The sequence below is a fragment of the Pseudomonas sp. GR 6-02 genome, from assembly GCF_001655615.1.
Classification (GTDB): Bacteria; Pseudomonadota; Gammaproteobacteria; order Pseudomonadales; family Pseudomonadaceae; genus Aquipseudomonas.
Genome location: NZ_CP011567.1, coordinates 6447462 through 6460662, shown reverse-complemented (window position 1 = coordinate 6460662; position 13201 = coordinate 6447462). Strand labels below are relative to the sequence as shown.

General features: G+C 59.9%; 14 protein-coding genes. 5 read left to right on the top strand and 9 right to left on the bottom strand.

The genetic code is table 11. The annotated features are described in order from the left end of the window. The first annotated feature begins 40 nt into the window (after nucleotides 1-40). Complete coding sequence (gene cfaB, locus PGR6_RS28805) at nucleotides 41-1225, top strand: C17 cyclopropane fatty acid synthase CfaB (protein ID WP_018927348.1); 1185 nt, start codon at nucleotides 41-43, stop codon at nucleotides 1223-1225. On the opposite strand, the gene cls is transcribed toward cfaB, so the two are convergent. Continuing rightward, nucleotides 1222-2661: a cardiolipin synthase gene (cls, locus tag PGR6_RS28800; protein WP_018927349.1), complete on the bottom strand. Its 1440-nt coding sequence runs from the start codon at nucleotides 2659-2661 to the stop codon at nucleotides 1222-1224. The two genes, cfaB and cls, sit on opposite strands and share 4 nt — an antisense overlap. A 132-nt stretch (nucleotides 2662-2793) precedes the next feature. Between cls and PGR6_RS28795 the strand changes: the two genes are divergently transcribed. Next, nucleotides 2794-3315 carry a DUF3617 domain-containing protein gene (locus PGR6_RS28795; protein ID WP_018927350.1) on the top strand — a complete coding sequence of 174 codons (522 nt, stop codon included), beginning with the start codon at nucleotides 2794-2796 and terminating at the stop codon, nucleotides 3313-3315. Nucleotides 3316-3393: 78 nt separating this feature from the next. Here the strand turns inward: PGR6_RS28795 and PGR6_RS28790 are convergent, their stop codons facing one another. Genes PGR6_RS28790 through folE2 form a run of 7 tightly spaced genes read right to left on the bottom strand, consistent with a single transcriptional unit; the run spans nucleotide 3394 to nucleotide 9530 of the window. Beyond that, nucleotides 3394-4284, bottom strand: coding sequence for a His/Gly/Thr/Pro-type tRNA ligase C-terminal domain-containing protein (locus PGR6_RS28790; RefSeq protein WP_064621171.1), 891 nt, complete (start codon nucleotides 4282-4284; stop codon nucleotides 3394-3396). A gap of 34 nt (nucleotides 4285-4318) precedes the next feature. Further along, nucleotides 4319-5656, bottom strand: a complete 1338-nt coding sequence (locus PGR6_RS28785; RefSeq protein WP_064621170.1) for a dihydroorotase — start codon at nucleotides 5654-5656, stop codon at nucleotides 4319-4321. A gap of 2 nt (nucleotides 5657-5658) precedes the next feature. Further along, on the bottom strand, nucleotides 5659-6219 hold the full coding sequence (locus tag PGR6_RS28780) for a gamma carbonic anhydrase family protein (RefSeq protein ID WP_018927353.1): 561 nt from the start codon (nucleotides 6217-6219) through the stop codon (nucleotides 5659-5661). After that, nucleotides 6216-7091 carry a metal ABC transporter substrate-binding protein gene (locus PGR6_RS28775; RefSeq protein ID WP_064621169.1) on the bottom strand — a complete coding sequence of 292 codons (876 nt, stop codon included), beginning with the start codon at nucleotides 7089-7091 and terminating at the stop codon, nucleotides 6216-6218. The genes PGR6_RS28780 and PGR6_RS28775 overlap by 4 nt, the downstream gene beginning before the upstream one ends. 11 nt (nucleotides 7092-7102) lie before the next feature. Next, a complete protein-coding gene (locus PGR6_RS28770; protein WP_064621168.1) occupies nucleotides 7103-7969 on the bottom strand; it encodes a metal ABC transporter permease in 867 nt (288 codons plus the stop codon). Further along, nucleotides 7969-8637 (bottom strand): metal ABC transporter ATP-binding protein, encoded by a 669-nt coding sequence (locus tag PGR6_RS28765; protein ID WP_018927356.1) that lies wholly within the window; start codon nucleotides 8635-8637, stop codon nucleotides 7969-7971. Before PGR6_RS28765 ends, PGR6_RS28770 begins: the two co-directional genes overlap by 1 nt. After that, nucleotides 8634-9530, bottom strand: a complete 897-nt coding sequence (gene folE2, locus PGR6_RS28760) for a GTP cyclohydrolase FolE2 (protein WP_064621167.1) — start codon at nucleotides 9528-9530, stop codon at nucleotides 8634-8636. Before folE2 ends, PGR6_RS28765 begins: the two co-directional genes overlap by 4 nt. Nucleotides 9531-9616: 86 nt before the next feature. Between folE2 and PGR6_RS28755 the strand changes: the two genes are divergently transcribed. Next, entirely contained in the window at nucleotides 9617-10825 is a 1209-nt protein-coding gene (locus PGR6_RS28755) for an N-acetylmuramoyl-L-alanine amidase (RefSeq protein ID WP_064621166.1), read from the top strand. On the opposite strand, the gene PGR6_RS28750 is transcribed toward PGR6_RS28755, so the two are convergent. Beyond that, the gene (locus PGR6_RS28750; protein WP_064621165.1) at nucleotides 10822-11199 is read right to left on the bottom strand and encodes a hypothetical protein; all 378 of its coding nucleotides are present in this window, start codon (nucleotides 11197-11199) and stop codon (nucleotides 10822-10824) included. The two genes, PGR6_RS28755 and PGR6_RS28750, sit on opposite strands and share 4 nt — an antisense overlap. A gap of 143 nt (nucleotides 11200-11342) precedes the next feature. Here PGR6_RS28750 and zigA point away from each other — a divergent pair, with 143 nt between their 5' ends. Both zigA and PGR6_RS28740 read left to right on the top strand, forming a co-directional pair. Then, complete coding sequence (gene zigA, locus PGR6_RS28745) at nucleotides 11343-12551, top strand: zinc metallochaperone GTPase ZigA (protein WP_064621164.1); 1209 nt, start codon at nucleotides 11343-11345, stop codon at nucleotides 12549-12551. Then, the gene (locus PGR6_RS28740; protein ID WP_064621163.1) at nucleotides 12551-13201 is read left to right on the top strand and encodes a DUF1826 domain-containing protein; all 651 of its coding nucleotides are present in this window, start codon (nucleotides 12551-12553) and stop codon (nucleotides 13199-13201) included. The genes zigA and PGR6_RS28740 overlap by 1 nt, the downstream gene beginning before the upstream one ends.

Sequence of the window (13201 nt, the reverse complement as noted above, 5' to 3'; positions counted from 1 at the left end):
TACCCTCAAATCAGACGTCTGAAAATCAGGGGGATTATCCATGCTCGCGCAACTTCCACTGGCCTTACAGAATCTGCAGTTGCCGCTTCGCTTGCGACTCTGGGACGGCCATGAGTTCAACCTGGGGCCGACGCCCAGCGTCACCATTGTGGTCAAGGACCCGCACATGGTTACCCAGTTCACCCATCCGAGCCTGGACGCGCTGGGGGCGGCGTTTGTCGAAGGCAAACTGGAGCTGGAAGGCTCCATCAGCGACGTGATTCGTGTCTGCGATGAATGGAGTCAGGCGCTGATCAGCGAAGACGACGATGCGCAACCGGTGCGCCTGGTTCACGACAAGGAAACCGACGCCAAAGCCATCTCCTACCACTACGACCTTTCCAACGAGTTCTATCAGCTGTGGCTCGACAGCGACATGGCGTATTCCTGCGCCTACTTCGAGACCGGCAGTGAAACCCTTGAGCAGGCTCAACAAGCCAAGTTTCGCCACCTGTGCCGCAAGTTGCGCTTGCAGCCAGGGGAGTATCTGCTGGATGTCGGTTGCGGCTGGGGCGGGTTGGCGCGGTATGCCGCGCGGGAGTTCGGCGCGAAGGTGTTCGGGATCACGCTCAGTCAAGCGCAATTGGATTTGGCTCGTGAGCGGGTGAAAGCCGAAGGCCTGGAAGACCAGATCGAACTGCAACTGCTCGACTACCGCGATCTGCCTCAGGACGGGCGTTTCGACAAGGTGGTCAGCGTCGGCATGTTCGAACACGTCGGCCACGCCAATCTGGCCGAATACTGCAAGACCTTGTTCGGCGCGGTGAAAGAGGGCGGTCTGGTGATGAACCACGGGATTACCGCCAAACACACCGACGGTCGTCCGGTCGGGCGCGGTGCTGGTGAGTTCATCGAGAAGTATGTGTTCCCCAACGGCGAACTGCCGCACCTGGCGATGATCTCGGCCGAGATCAGCGAAGCGGGGCTGGAGATTGTCGATGTCGAGAGCCTGCGCCTGCATTACGCGCGGACCCTGGACCACTGGAGCGAACGCCTGGAAGACAATCTGGAAGCCGCCGCCAAACTGGTACCGGAGCAGGCACTACGGATCTGGCGGTTGTATCTGGCGGGATGCGCCTATGCCTTCGCCAGAGGCTGGATCAACCTGCATCAAATCCTCGCGGTGAAAGCCCATCCCGATGGCAGCCATGAACTGCCGTGGACCCGCGACGACATCTACAACTAGAGAATCGGCGAAATAAGCCGGGCGATCCGCATGCCGACCTGTTGCAGGCGGTGGGTTTCCCGGCTTTCTTCTTTGGCGATTTCGTGAGCCTGGGCGAAATCGTGGTTGAGCATCTGCTCCACTTCGGCGGCAAACCCGCTGTCGACCGTCAGCAGCATCACTTCGAAATTCAGCCGGAACGAACGGTTGTCCATGTTGGCGCTGCCGATGGCGCTGATTTCGTCGTCGATCAGCACCACTTTCTGATGCAGGAAGCCGGGTTGATAACGGAACACGCGCACCCCGGCACGTACGGCTTCGAAGGCATAAAGGCTGGAAGCGGCGTAGACGATCCGGTGATCCGGCCGCGATGGCAACAGGATCCGTACATCCACACCGCGCAGCACCGCCAGTCGCAACGCGGCGAACACCGCTTCGTCGGGGATGAAGTAAGGGCTGGTGATCCACACGCGTTCCGTCGCCGCATGGATGGCTTCGACGAAGAATAGCGAACAGGTTTCGTAGGAGTCCGCCGGGCCGCTGGCCAGTAATTGGCAGAGCACGCCGTCATCTGGATAAACGTCTGGCAGGATCAGCGGGGGCAGCGAGCGGGCTGCCCAGAACCAGTCTTCGGCGAAGGACTCCTGCATGCAGGCCACCACCGGCCCGCGAACTTGCACGTGGGTATCGCGCCAGGGCGCCAGGGGTGGTTTCTCGCCCATGTACTCGTCGCCGACATTGAGCCCGCCGACAAAGCCGACAAGCCCGTCGACCACTACGATCTTGCGGTGGTTGCGGAAATTCACCTGGAAGCGGTTGAGCCAGCCGCTGCGGGTGGCGAAGGCTTTGACCTCGATACCGGCATCTCGCAATGGTTGCACATACTCGTGGGGCAGGGAGTGGCTGCCGATGCGGTCGTAGAGCAAGTAAATCGCCACGCCCTCGGCAGCTTTCTTCGTCAGCAGGGTGTGCAGGCGTTGGCCGAGGCGGTCATCGTGGATAATGAAAAACTGGATCAGCACCGCTTCACGGGCGTTGCTGATGGCGTCGAAAATTGCATCGAACGTGGCTTGGCCGTCGATCAGCAAGTGCACATCGTTGTTTGCCAGGCATGGCATGCGCCCCAGCTTCGGCATGGCCCGCAAAGACGCGTAAGCGCTGGAGGCACGCGCAGCCAGTGCCTCTTCTACCCAGGGGCGCCAGTTCAGTTCGGAGATGGCCTTGCGCATTTCCTCGTTGGCTTGCCGTCGGGCCTTGATGTAACCATCGAAGGTGCTGCGACCGAAGACCAGATAGGGGATCAGCGTGAGGTAGGGAATGAACAGCAGTGACAGGGCCCAGGCGATCGAGCCCTGAGCGGTCCGAACGGTCAACACGGCATGGATGGCGGCGATCGAGCCCAGTGTGTGCAACAGTGCGATCAGATAACCGAATACATGCGGTCCGAAATAATCCATGGGGCAGCCTTGCTCCTTGAAGATTCAATGCTTAACAGACCATGTTCCGGGCAGAATGTCGCTATTTAATTGGCCCATGAACCGAAGCCCGTGGCCGACGTCTAACGGCCACTAATGATCAGGAGTTACTCGATGAACGTTCGTCTGCTGGGTTTGGCCATGGCGTTTGGTTTGGCACTTCCTGTGGCCGCTCAGGCACAGATGCTGCAACCGGGCTTGTGGGAGTTGACCTCAAGCAACATGAAGGTCGATGACCAGAACATGCCCGATCTGCAATTGATCCTCGGCCAGCTACAAAACCAGATGACCCCCCAACAGCGGGCGATGCTGGAGAAACAAGGTATCACCATGGGCGGTAAAGGGATTCGGGCGTGCCTGACACCTGAGCAGGTGAAGAGCGACAACATTCCGCTGACGGACCCGCAATCGGGCTGCAAGCAGGAAATTACCGAGCGTAGCGGTAACCAGTGGAAATTCCGTTTCAGCTGTCCGAAAGCGCAGGGCAGCGGAGTGGCCACTTTTATGAGTGACCGTGAGTTCACCACCAAGGTCAACGGCACCTTCAACGCCACCGGCATTCAGCAGAAGGGTAGCCTCGATACCCGCGCTGTGTGGTTGGGTCAGGATTGCGGCACAGTGAAGCCAAGGGCCTAAAAGCTTTGCGGGTAGGCTCGTTCCCACCAGGTCATATGTGATCCCTGTGGGAGCGGGCTCGCCCGCGAAGGTGTCCGCTCAGGCACCAGTCTTGGGCGGGTTCAACAAATCACACACCGCCTCAATCCCTTTCTCCCCGAAATCCTCCCCGCTGCCACTGCGCATGCTGACAAACCCACCGTCCTTTTCCTTCTCTCCGACCACCAACAGGTATGGCACCTTCTGGCTGTGCTGGCGAATCTTGCGGCTGATTTTCTCGTGACGCAGATCCGAGTTGGCGCGCAGTCCGCGCCGGCGCAGCGCTTCGGTCACCGAGTGCGCATAATCGCTCTGACGCTCATCGATATTCACAACCACGACCTGGGGTGGCGCTCGCCAGGTGTCCAGTTCCTGTTGGCTGGACCAACACGTGCCATAGATTCGTTGCTGCAACGTGCCGCTGATGTGGTCCAGTGCAAAGGCCTGCAATACCTTGGTGGTGGGAACATGCGGGCCTGCCGCGAAACCCTCGAAGTCCCCCAGACGATACAGCGATAGCCTTTCGGTTGGCGTTTGCTCCTGCCGGCGGATCGAATGGTTGGTCGCCGCCAATTCGCGCATACGCGCTTCGATCACTGGCAGAGCGGCCAGGGTTAAGGATCGCTGGAAAGCAAACTCATAAAAGAAGCCGTCACCCAGCGCCGATCCGGCCCGCAACTGCGTATTCGGATGCAGCTGTTTTACGGCCATGGCCAGCATCAGCGCACAGGAACGCCGGAGGATCTCCAGACCGTCGGGTTCCTGGGACGTGACGATGCTGACCCGCGCATCGCACTTGATCAGAAATCCGCAGTCCACCAGCACGCCGTCCACCCGACCCGCGAGCGCTGCATTAGCCAGGCCGAGGCTGATACTCGCGGCAACCTCAAACACGGACAGCGGTTGGTCATACTCACGCAATGAACCATCAGGCAGGGTGATGTGGATCATGATCGGTGTTCTCGAATGTTTTCGATAACGTGCGTCAGCGCATAAACCGTAGCGGTAAGCCCTGACAGTTATCATTAAGACGTTTGTCGTGCCACGCAATTTGTCCCGACACGACCGTGGTGCTGACGCTGTGGCGAAAGCGATGCCGGGCGAAGGGCGTCCAGCCACATTGCGAAAGGATGGGTTGCCGGGAAACGGCCACGCCATCGGGCTCGTGTTTGATCAACACCAGGTCGGCCCAATACCCTTCGCGCAGGTAGCCGCGGTCGGGGATGGCAAACAGATCGGCGACCCGATGACTGGTTTTGGCCACAAGGGTGGTGATCGGCACGATCCCATCAGCCACCAGTTCCAGCAGCGCGGGCAGGGCGTGTTGCACCAACGGCAAACCGGACGGCGCCTGGCTGTAGGGGCGCTGTTTTTCGGCCCAGGTGTGAGGCGCGTGATCGCTGCCGATCACGTCCAGCCGATTACTCAACAGCGCTTTGCGCAAGGCATCGCGGTCGGCCTGGGTCTTGATTGCCGGGTTGCATTTGATCAGGTTGCCGAGGCTCGGGTAGTCGCGGTCGTCGAACAACAAGTGGTGCAGACAAACCTCGGCGGTGATGCGTTTCTGTGCCAGCGGCTTGTCTTCGAACAGTGCCAGTTCACGGGCGGTGGTCAGGTGCAAAACGTGCAGCCGGGTGCCGTGACGTCTGGCTAGATCGACGGCCATTGAGGAGGATCGAAAGCACGCTTCGGCATTGCGGATAAGCGGGTGAGCGGCGGGCGGAAGGTGCTCGCCGAACAGCTCTCGCAGGTTCGCCGCGTTGGCTTCAATGCTGGGCGTGTGTTCGCAGTGGGCCAATAAAAGGGTCGGCACCTCGGCGAATAACCGCTCAAGAATTCGCGGATCGTCCACCAGCATATTGCCCGTGGAGGCGCCCATGAACACTTTGACCCCGGCCACTTCGCAAGGATTGAGTGCGGCGACGGTATCGAGATTGTCGTTGCTCACGCCGAAATGAAAACCGTAATTGGCCACTGAGTGAGTTGCCGCTCGACGTTTCTTGTCTGCCAGCGCGGCGAGGGTCAGGGTGGCCGGCGAGGTGTTGGGCATGTCCATGAAGCTGGTGATGCCGCCGGCCACCGCAGCTCGAGACTCAGTATGGAAGCTGCCCTTGTCCGGTGCTCCTGGGTCACGGAAATGCACCTGGTCATCGATCATGCCTGGCAGCAGCCATTGGCCGTTTGCGTCGATTTCCACAGCGGCTTTTTCACCTTCGATGCTGCTGGCGATCTTGACGATGCGACCGTGGCTTACCAGCAGATCACCGTCGAATTCCCGACCTTCGTTCACCAGCCGGGCGTTGCGAATCAGCACGCTGCTCATGGTCAGAACTCGTTCTGCAGGGCTTTGTAGCCGCGCACCAAATCGACGTTGGTGCGCGCCACGTCTTCGGAAAACTCCGAGGCGCTGACGCTGACGGGTGGGAACTGCGACAGGTCGGTGTTGGGGCCGATGCGTGTAGTGGAGGGCACGTAGAAGGCGTCAGGCAAGTCACGACCATCGACTACCGAGTTGTGCCGCACCACGCAACCGTCGCCCACCGCGCAGTTGAACAGCACGCTGTTGAAACCGATGAACACGCGATTACCGACCCTGCAGGGTCCGTGGACGATGGAGCGGTGGGCGATGGAGCTGAACTCGCCGATGGTCACCGCCGCGCCGGACTTGGAGTGGATCACCACGCCATCCTGGATGTTCGAATTGGCGCCGATGGTGATTGCTTCCATCTCGCCCGAGTCGTCCACTTCATCGGCGCGAATCACCGCGTAGGGGCCGACGAAGACGTTCTCGCCGATCACCACTTTGCCGCAGATGATTGCGGTTTTATCCACGTACGCCGACTCCGCAATCAATGGCAGATCACCTGAAGGATTCTTGCGGATCATGGCTTGCTCAATGCCTCGTACAAGGTGTTGAGGTTGTATTCGAACAGCCCGGTGAAGGTGCTGGCCGGGCCAGTTGCAGCGAGGGCATCGGAGTACAACGTGCCACCGATATGCGCGCCGCTTTCATCAGCGATTTGCTTGAGCAGGCGCGTGTCCTTGATGTTTTCCATGAACACCGCTTTGACCTTGGCCTGACGGATCTGTGTGATCAGCGCAGCGACGTCGGCGGCCGAAGGTTCGCGTTCGGTGGACAGGCCTTGCGGCGCCATGAAGTTGATGCCGTAAGCCTGACCGAGATAGCCGAAGGCATCATGGGAGGTGACGATTTTGCGATTACCCGGCGGCAGCGAACCGAGCTTGGCTTTAGCCTCGGCGAGCAAGGCGTAGATCTTTTTCAGATAGGCCTGGCTGTTGTGTTCGTAGTCGGCTTTGTTTGCAGGGTCGGCGGCGATCAGCGCTTTGGTGATGTTGCTGATGTACAACTCGGTGTTCGCCAGGTTGTGCCAGGCGTGCGGGTCCGGGATGGTTTCGCCGTCTTCATCCAGCGAGCGCGGAATGACACCGTGGCTGGCGTTGATGACCGGGGCTTTGGTTTCGGTGCTGGTCACCAGGCGGTCCAGCCATGGCTCGAAACCCAGCCCGTTCTTGATGATCAGTTTGGTGTTGAGCAGTGCCTTTGCATCGTCCGGCGTCGGTTCATAGGTGTGGGCATCGGCGTCCGGACCGACCATGTTGGTGATCTGAATATGGTCGCCGCCAACCTGATGGGTCATGTCGGCGAGGATGCTGAAGCTGGTGACCACCTGGAGTTTTTCCGCGGCAGACAGCGACATCGACAGCATCAGACTGAACAGCACGAGTAAAGCGCGCATCGGGTTACACCTCATTGGGATGTGAGCAAAGGCGGGCGGCGCAGCAAACCGTGTACCGGACCGAACACCACGGACAGCAGATACACACCGCCAGCCACCAGCACGATTGCCGGGCCGCTGGGCAGCGAGTAGTAGAACGACAGCAACAATCCGAGCCAGACCGAGAGGCTGCCGAGCAACGCGGCGATGATGATCAGCACCGGCAAACGACGACTCCAGAAGCGAGAAGCGGCGGCCGGCAGCATCATCAAACCGACCACCATCAGCGCGCCGATAGCCTGGAAACCGATCACCAGGTTCAGCACCACCAACGTCAGAAATACCCCGTGAGCCAGCGGCCCGAGACGGCTGACGGTTTGCAGAAAGAGCGGGTCGAGGGTGTCCAGCAACAGTGGTTTGTAGATCAGGGCCATGGCGAGCAGGCTGAAGCCCGAGACCCAGAGCATGCCGGTCAAGGTCGGGCCATCGACCGCCAGCGCCGAACCGAATAACAGGTGCAACAGGTCCAGCCGCTTGCCGGCGATGCCGAGGATCAGCACGCCGCTGGCCAGCGATATCGGGTAAATCGCGGCCAGGCTCGCGTCCTCCCGCAAGCCGGTGCGGCGGGTAATCCAGGCGGCCAGTCCGGCCATGCTCAGGCCGGCACCGAGGCCGCCAATGGTCAGCGCGGGCAGGCTCAAGCCTGCGTACCAGAAGCCCAATGCGGCGCCGGGCAAGATGCCGTGAGCCACTGCATCGCCGATCAGACTCATTCGCCGCAGAATCAGAAACACCCCAAGCGGCGCCGTGCTGCAGGCCAGAACAAGGCCACCCAGCAGTGCCCGACGCATGAATACGAATTCGTGAAACGGTTGCCAAAGGTGAGCAGCGGCGATCATCAAGCCACCTGCGTCTGAGGTTGTTGGCGAATCAGCTCGGTACTGGGACCGAGGACGCAGCCGCTGCTTTTGATCAGTAGCGCTTGTGGAATCTGTTGGCGCACGGCGGCCAAGTCATGACACACCACGACCAGGGTTCGACCGTCTGCATGCCAGGCGTGGAGGTGTTTCCAGAGCAGCGCCTGGCCGAGTTCGTCGAGCGCGGCGTGGGGTTCGTCGAGCAGCAGCAAGGGCGCTTCGGCAAGGCTCAGTCGGGCGAGTAGGGCACGTTGCAATTCGCCTCCGGAGAGGGCCATTAACGGGCGATGTTCCAGACCGCTCAGGCACCAGTCTTCCAGTGCAGCCTTGAGTCGCTGGCTGCGAATTTCCGGAGTTTGCTTGCTGCCCCAGAAACCTGCGGCCACCAACTCTTGCAGGCTGATGGGGAACTGCCGGTCCAAGTGTTGTTGCTGAGGCAGGAACGAAAGGCCGCCCTTTCGTGGAACATCAATGACGACGTTGCCGGCCAGTGGCTTTTGCAGGCCGGCGATGACTTTCAGCAGGCTGCTTTTGCCCGACCCGTTGGCGCCGATGACGGCGGTCAGACTCCCCTTGGGCAGTTCGAAATCAACTGCTGGAGTGAGCGGCTGACCGGGTGCGCCCCAGCGCAAGGCTTGGCATCGAATCATGCGGCCTCCCAGTTCCAGCGGCTTTCGGCGACGGCATCATGGGCGTGAAGGCTTTCAGCGTGGACGACTCGCACGTGAAAGGCGTTGATGCCTGGGGAGCGTTTCAATGCCAGGTTCAAGCGTCGCGCGGCGTCTTCGCAGAACATCAGGTTCTGACCGTTGGCGAGGGCGAAAGCTTGTTCGTCGGCGCGTTTCACGGCGGTTTGCACAGCAGTGCCGAGAGCGGCTTCCGCGTCGTTGATCGCGGCGATCAACGGCAGGTCATCCAGATAGTCATCCAGACGCAGCTGCAATTGCGCATTACTGCGTTGGCTATGCGGCGTCGCGACGATGCCTTTCGTGGAACCGAGCCAAGCCAGAACGTCTGCGTGTTGCAATGGTTGATTGGCGAAGTCATCAACGAATTGCTGCTGAATCAGCTGCCTCGAAAGGGCTGCTGAGCATGGACAGGTTGAGGAATAAGGCACGTCGATTTTTAGTTCCACGTGGAACATCGCGTTTTTCAGACTCGCTTCGATGCTCACCGGATAGGTTTTCCAGCCGGACAACGGACTGACGAGCGCGGGTCTTTTGAGCAGAAGTTCGGTGTGAATTTTTAGGTAAGCGTTGTGGGAAAGTCCTTCATGAGTCTCGAGAAAACTCAGCAAGACTCGCCGCAACAACGCGGGTGAAAGGTTTTCCTGCTCAAGCATTTCCAGCGCTAGGTACAGCCGCGACATATGGATGCCACGCGCCTCTCCATCGTCGAGGCTAACGCCAGCGTCGGCTTTTGCACTCAGTCGCTGGCCATCGAATAAAACAGGAAGAGCAATGCCGCACATGCCCACCCAATCGAGTGGCAGGGCTTGGCGTGAGGCCTGCGCGGCGATATCCGGCAGAGTCAGCGCATTCATGAGCAGGTCCATCGTGGGAGTTGATTTGGCATGTTATATTATAACAATCAAATCGACGATGCCTTTTTCGTGAACGAGCTTTCATCATGCACAGACGTCACTTGCTCAACCTGATTCTGGCCAGCGCGGCCTTTGCGTTACCTTTTGGTGTGTCGGCCACGCAAATTCGCAATGCACGACTGTGGCGTTCGGACGACAAGCTGCGACTGGTGTTCGATCTGAGCGGGCCGGTGCAGTACAAAACTTTTTCCCTGAGTGCTCCGGAGCGGCTGATCATCGATCTGAGTGGCGCCAACTTCAGTGGCGACTTCAGTCAGCTGGCGCTCGACAACTCGGTGATTCGCGCGATCCGTTCCGGGCATTTCGGTCAGGGCGATACGCGGATCGTCCTCGACCTCAGCGGTCCGGTGCAGCTCAACAGCTTCCTGTTGCCACCACAGGATGGGCAGGGGCACCGATTGGTGCTCGATCTGAAGGCCATTGCTCCGCTACAGATCGCGGCGGCGCCGTCGGAAAAACGTGAGCCCATCATCGACAAGGCTCATCCCAAGCGCGACATCATTGTGGTGGTCGACCCTGGTCACGGCGGCAAAGACCCGGGCGCGGTCGGCGCCAAAGGTGAGCGGGAGAAAGACGTGGTGCTATCGATCGCCCAGCTGTTGGCCAAGAGGCTGAAGCGTGAAAAGGGCTTCGACGTGAAACTGGTGCGTAACGATGACTTCTTCGTCCCACTGCGCAAGCGCGTGGAGATCGCCCGCAAGCACAAGGCCGACATGTTCATCTCGGTCCATGCGGACGCCGCGCCGCGCCTCACCGCTTCAGGTGCGTCGGTGTACTGCCTGTCCGAAGGCGGTGCGACCTCGGCCACGGCGCGCTTCATGGCGCAACGGGAGAACGGCGCGGACCTGTTGGGCGCCACCAGCCTGCTCAATCTCAAGGACAAGGATCCGATGCTCGCCGGGGTGATTCTCGACATGTCGATGAACGCCACCATCGCCGCCAGTTTGCAGTTGGGCAACACGGTGCTCGGCAGCCTGGCGGGCATTACCACGCTGCATCAGAAGCGTGTGGAGCAGGCGGGATTTGCGGTGTTGAAGTCGCCGGATGTGCCGTCGATTCTGGTGGAAACCGGCTTCATCTCGAACGCCCGCGACAGCCAGCGACTGGTGACGGCGCGGCATCAGCAGGCCGTGGCGGATGGTTTATTCGAAGGCTTGCAGCGTTACTTCCAGAAGAATCCCCCAATGAACAGCTATATCGCCTGGCAGCAGGAGCAGAAAAAGGCACAGGCCTAGCAACCGGTCATCCGGCTACAGGTGAACTTCGCGCTGCTGCCCCCGGAACTGGAGAACCGATTGATGGTTGTCCAGCCAACCCGGCGGTTGTAACCGACCCAGGCTTCGCCATCGGATGCGAGGCCGGTAAAGAACGTCAGTTGCCCGTAGCGGCTGTTGGTTTGCGCCCAATGGCGTTTGCCGGCCACTTCAAAGCCGCGCAAGTAGATCGTGCTACCGACGGTGTTAACGCTGTAGGCATTGCCGTCGGCATCCACGCAGGCCAGCAGATTGGCGCTACGGGTGCATTTGGCCAGGCTTGGGATCTGTCCCCAGGCATCGACCGCAATCAGCAGCGAAAGGCTCAACAGCGAGAATCTCAGAGCGTTTCCCATGGCATTTCTCAAGGGGCGGACGGGTTAAAGCATCGTGCCCTTTGTCGTTGTGGGCAAGAGGGGGAGTGGCTTGTTTGTGTTGTTATACTATAACATAAATTAAGCCCGACATTGCGACCGGGCATCCCTGTGAGGAATACCTGATGCCCAATCGTCTCCCCGTGACCGTCCTGTCGGGCTTTCTCGGCGCCGGAAAAAGTACACTGCTGAATTACGTACTACGTAATCGCGATAATCTGCGGGTCGCGGTGATCGTCAACGACATGAGCGAAATCAACATCGATGGCAGTGAAGTTCAACGCGATGTCAGCCTGAACCGTGCCGAAGAAAAACTCGTGGAAATGAGCAACGGTTGCATTTGCTGTACGTTGCGCGAAGACCTGCTCGAAGAAGTCAGCAAACTCGCCAGGGACGGTCGTTTCGATTATCTGCTGATCGAGTCCACCGGCATTTCCGAGCCGCTGCCCGTGGCGGAAACCTTCACCTTTCGCGATGAAGAAGGGCAGAGCCTGGCCGACATTGCGCGGCTCGACACCATGGTCACCGTGGTCGACGGCATGAACTTCCTGCTCGACTACCAAGCCGCCGAAAGCCTCGCTTCCCGTGGTGAAACCCTGGGCGAGGAGGACGAGCGCTCGATCACTGACCTGTTGATCGAGCAGATCGAATTCGCCGACGTGATCCTGATCAGCAAGATCGATTTGATCAGCAGCCGCGAACGCCAGGAGCTGATCGCGATCCTCGAACGGCTCAATGCCCAGGCCGAGATCATTCCGATGGTCATGGGTGAAGTGCCGCTCAAGAAAATCCTCAACACTGGGCGTTTCGACTTCGAGAAGGCCGCTCAGGCACCAGGATGGTTACAGGAATTGCGCGGTGAACACGTGCCGGAAACCGAGGAGTACGGTATTGCCTCCACGGCTTATCGGGCGCGGCGACCGTTTCATCCGCAGCGTTTTTTCAGCTTCATCGATCGCCCGTGGGTGAACGGCAAACTGCTGCGTTCCAAGGGCTTTTTCTGGCTGGCCAGCAAACACATGGATGCCGGCAGCTGGTCCCAGGCCGGCGGCTTGATGCGTTACGGGTTTGCCGGGCGCTGGTGGCGTTTCGTGCCGAAAAACCAGTGGCCGCAAGACGAAGAAAGCACCGCCGGGATCATGGAGAACTGGACGGCCGCCACCGGCGATTGCCGGCAGGAACTGGTGTTTATCGGTCAGAACATCGACTTTGCACAACTCACCGCCGAACTTGATAACTGCCTGCTGACGGATGATGAAATGGTCTTGGGCGTCGAGGGGTGGCGGCTGTTGCCCGATCCGTTCGGTCTCTGGCACGAAGAGGCGGCTGCCTGATGCTGGCGCCCAGTCTGAAGCGGCGACCGCTCATTGCTCAGGTTCAAGGTGAAACGCCAAAGGTGCTGACCGGGATTCTGGACGACGGTGTGAACCTCGCCCTTTGGCAACGCCAACTGCCGGCGCATATTGCCGATTTCGGTCGCTTGCTGTTGTCCCTGAACCAGCCGCTGGCCGAGTCGCTTTCCCTTGAAATGGCCAGTGATGACGCCGAACCCAATCTCCACGGTTTAGCCTCAGGCTTCAGCGATCTTGAAGGCTACGAAGGCTTTATCGCCGACGTTTCCTGGTTGGTCAGCGCGTTCGCCTGCCTGTTGGGCGCCCAACGCGTCGGCCTGCGCCTGCGGGTTCTGGACAAAGCCATGTGCCCGCGTTTCCATGTCGATCATGTGCCGGTGCGGTTGATCACCACATACGCCGGGATCGGCAGCCAGTGGCTGAAAGAAGGGGCGATGGATCGCCGCCGATTAGGCGAGCCTGACGCCGAACCCCAGGATGATTCGCTGATCCAGCGTATCTCCAGCGGCGAAGTGGCGCTGCTTAAAGGAGAGAAGTGGCACGGCAACGAAGGTTTCGGTCTGGTTCACCGTTCGCCGCAGCCGGCACCGGGCGAGCGTCGTTTGATCCTGACCCTCGACTGGCTGGGCTGA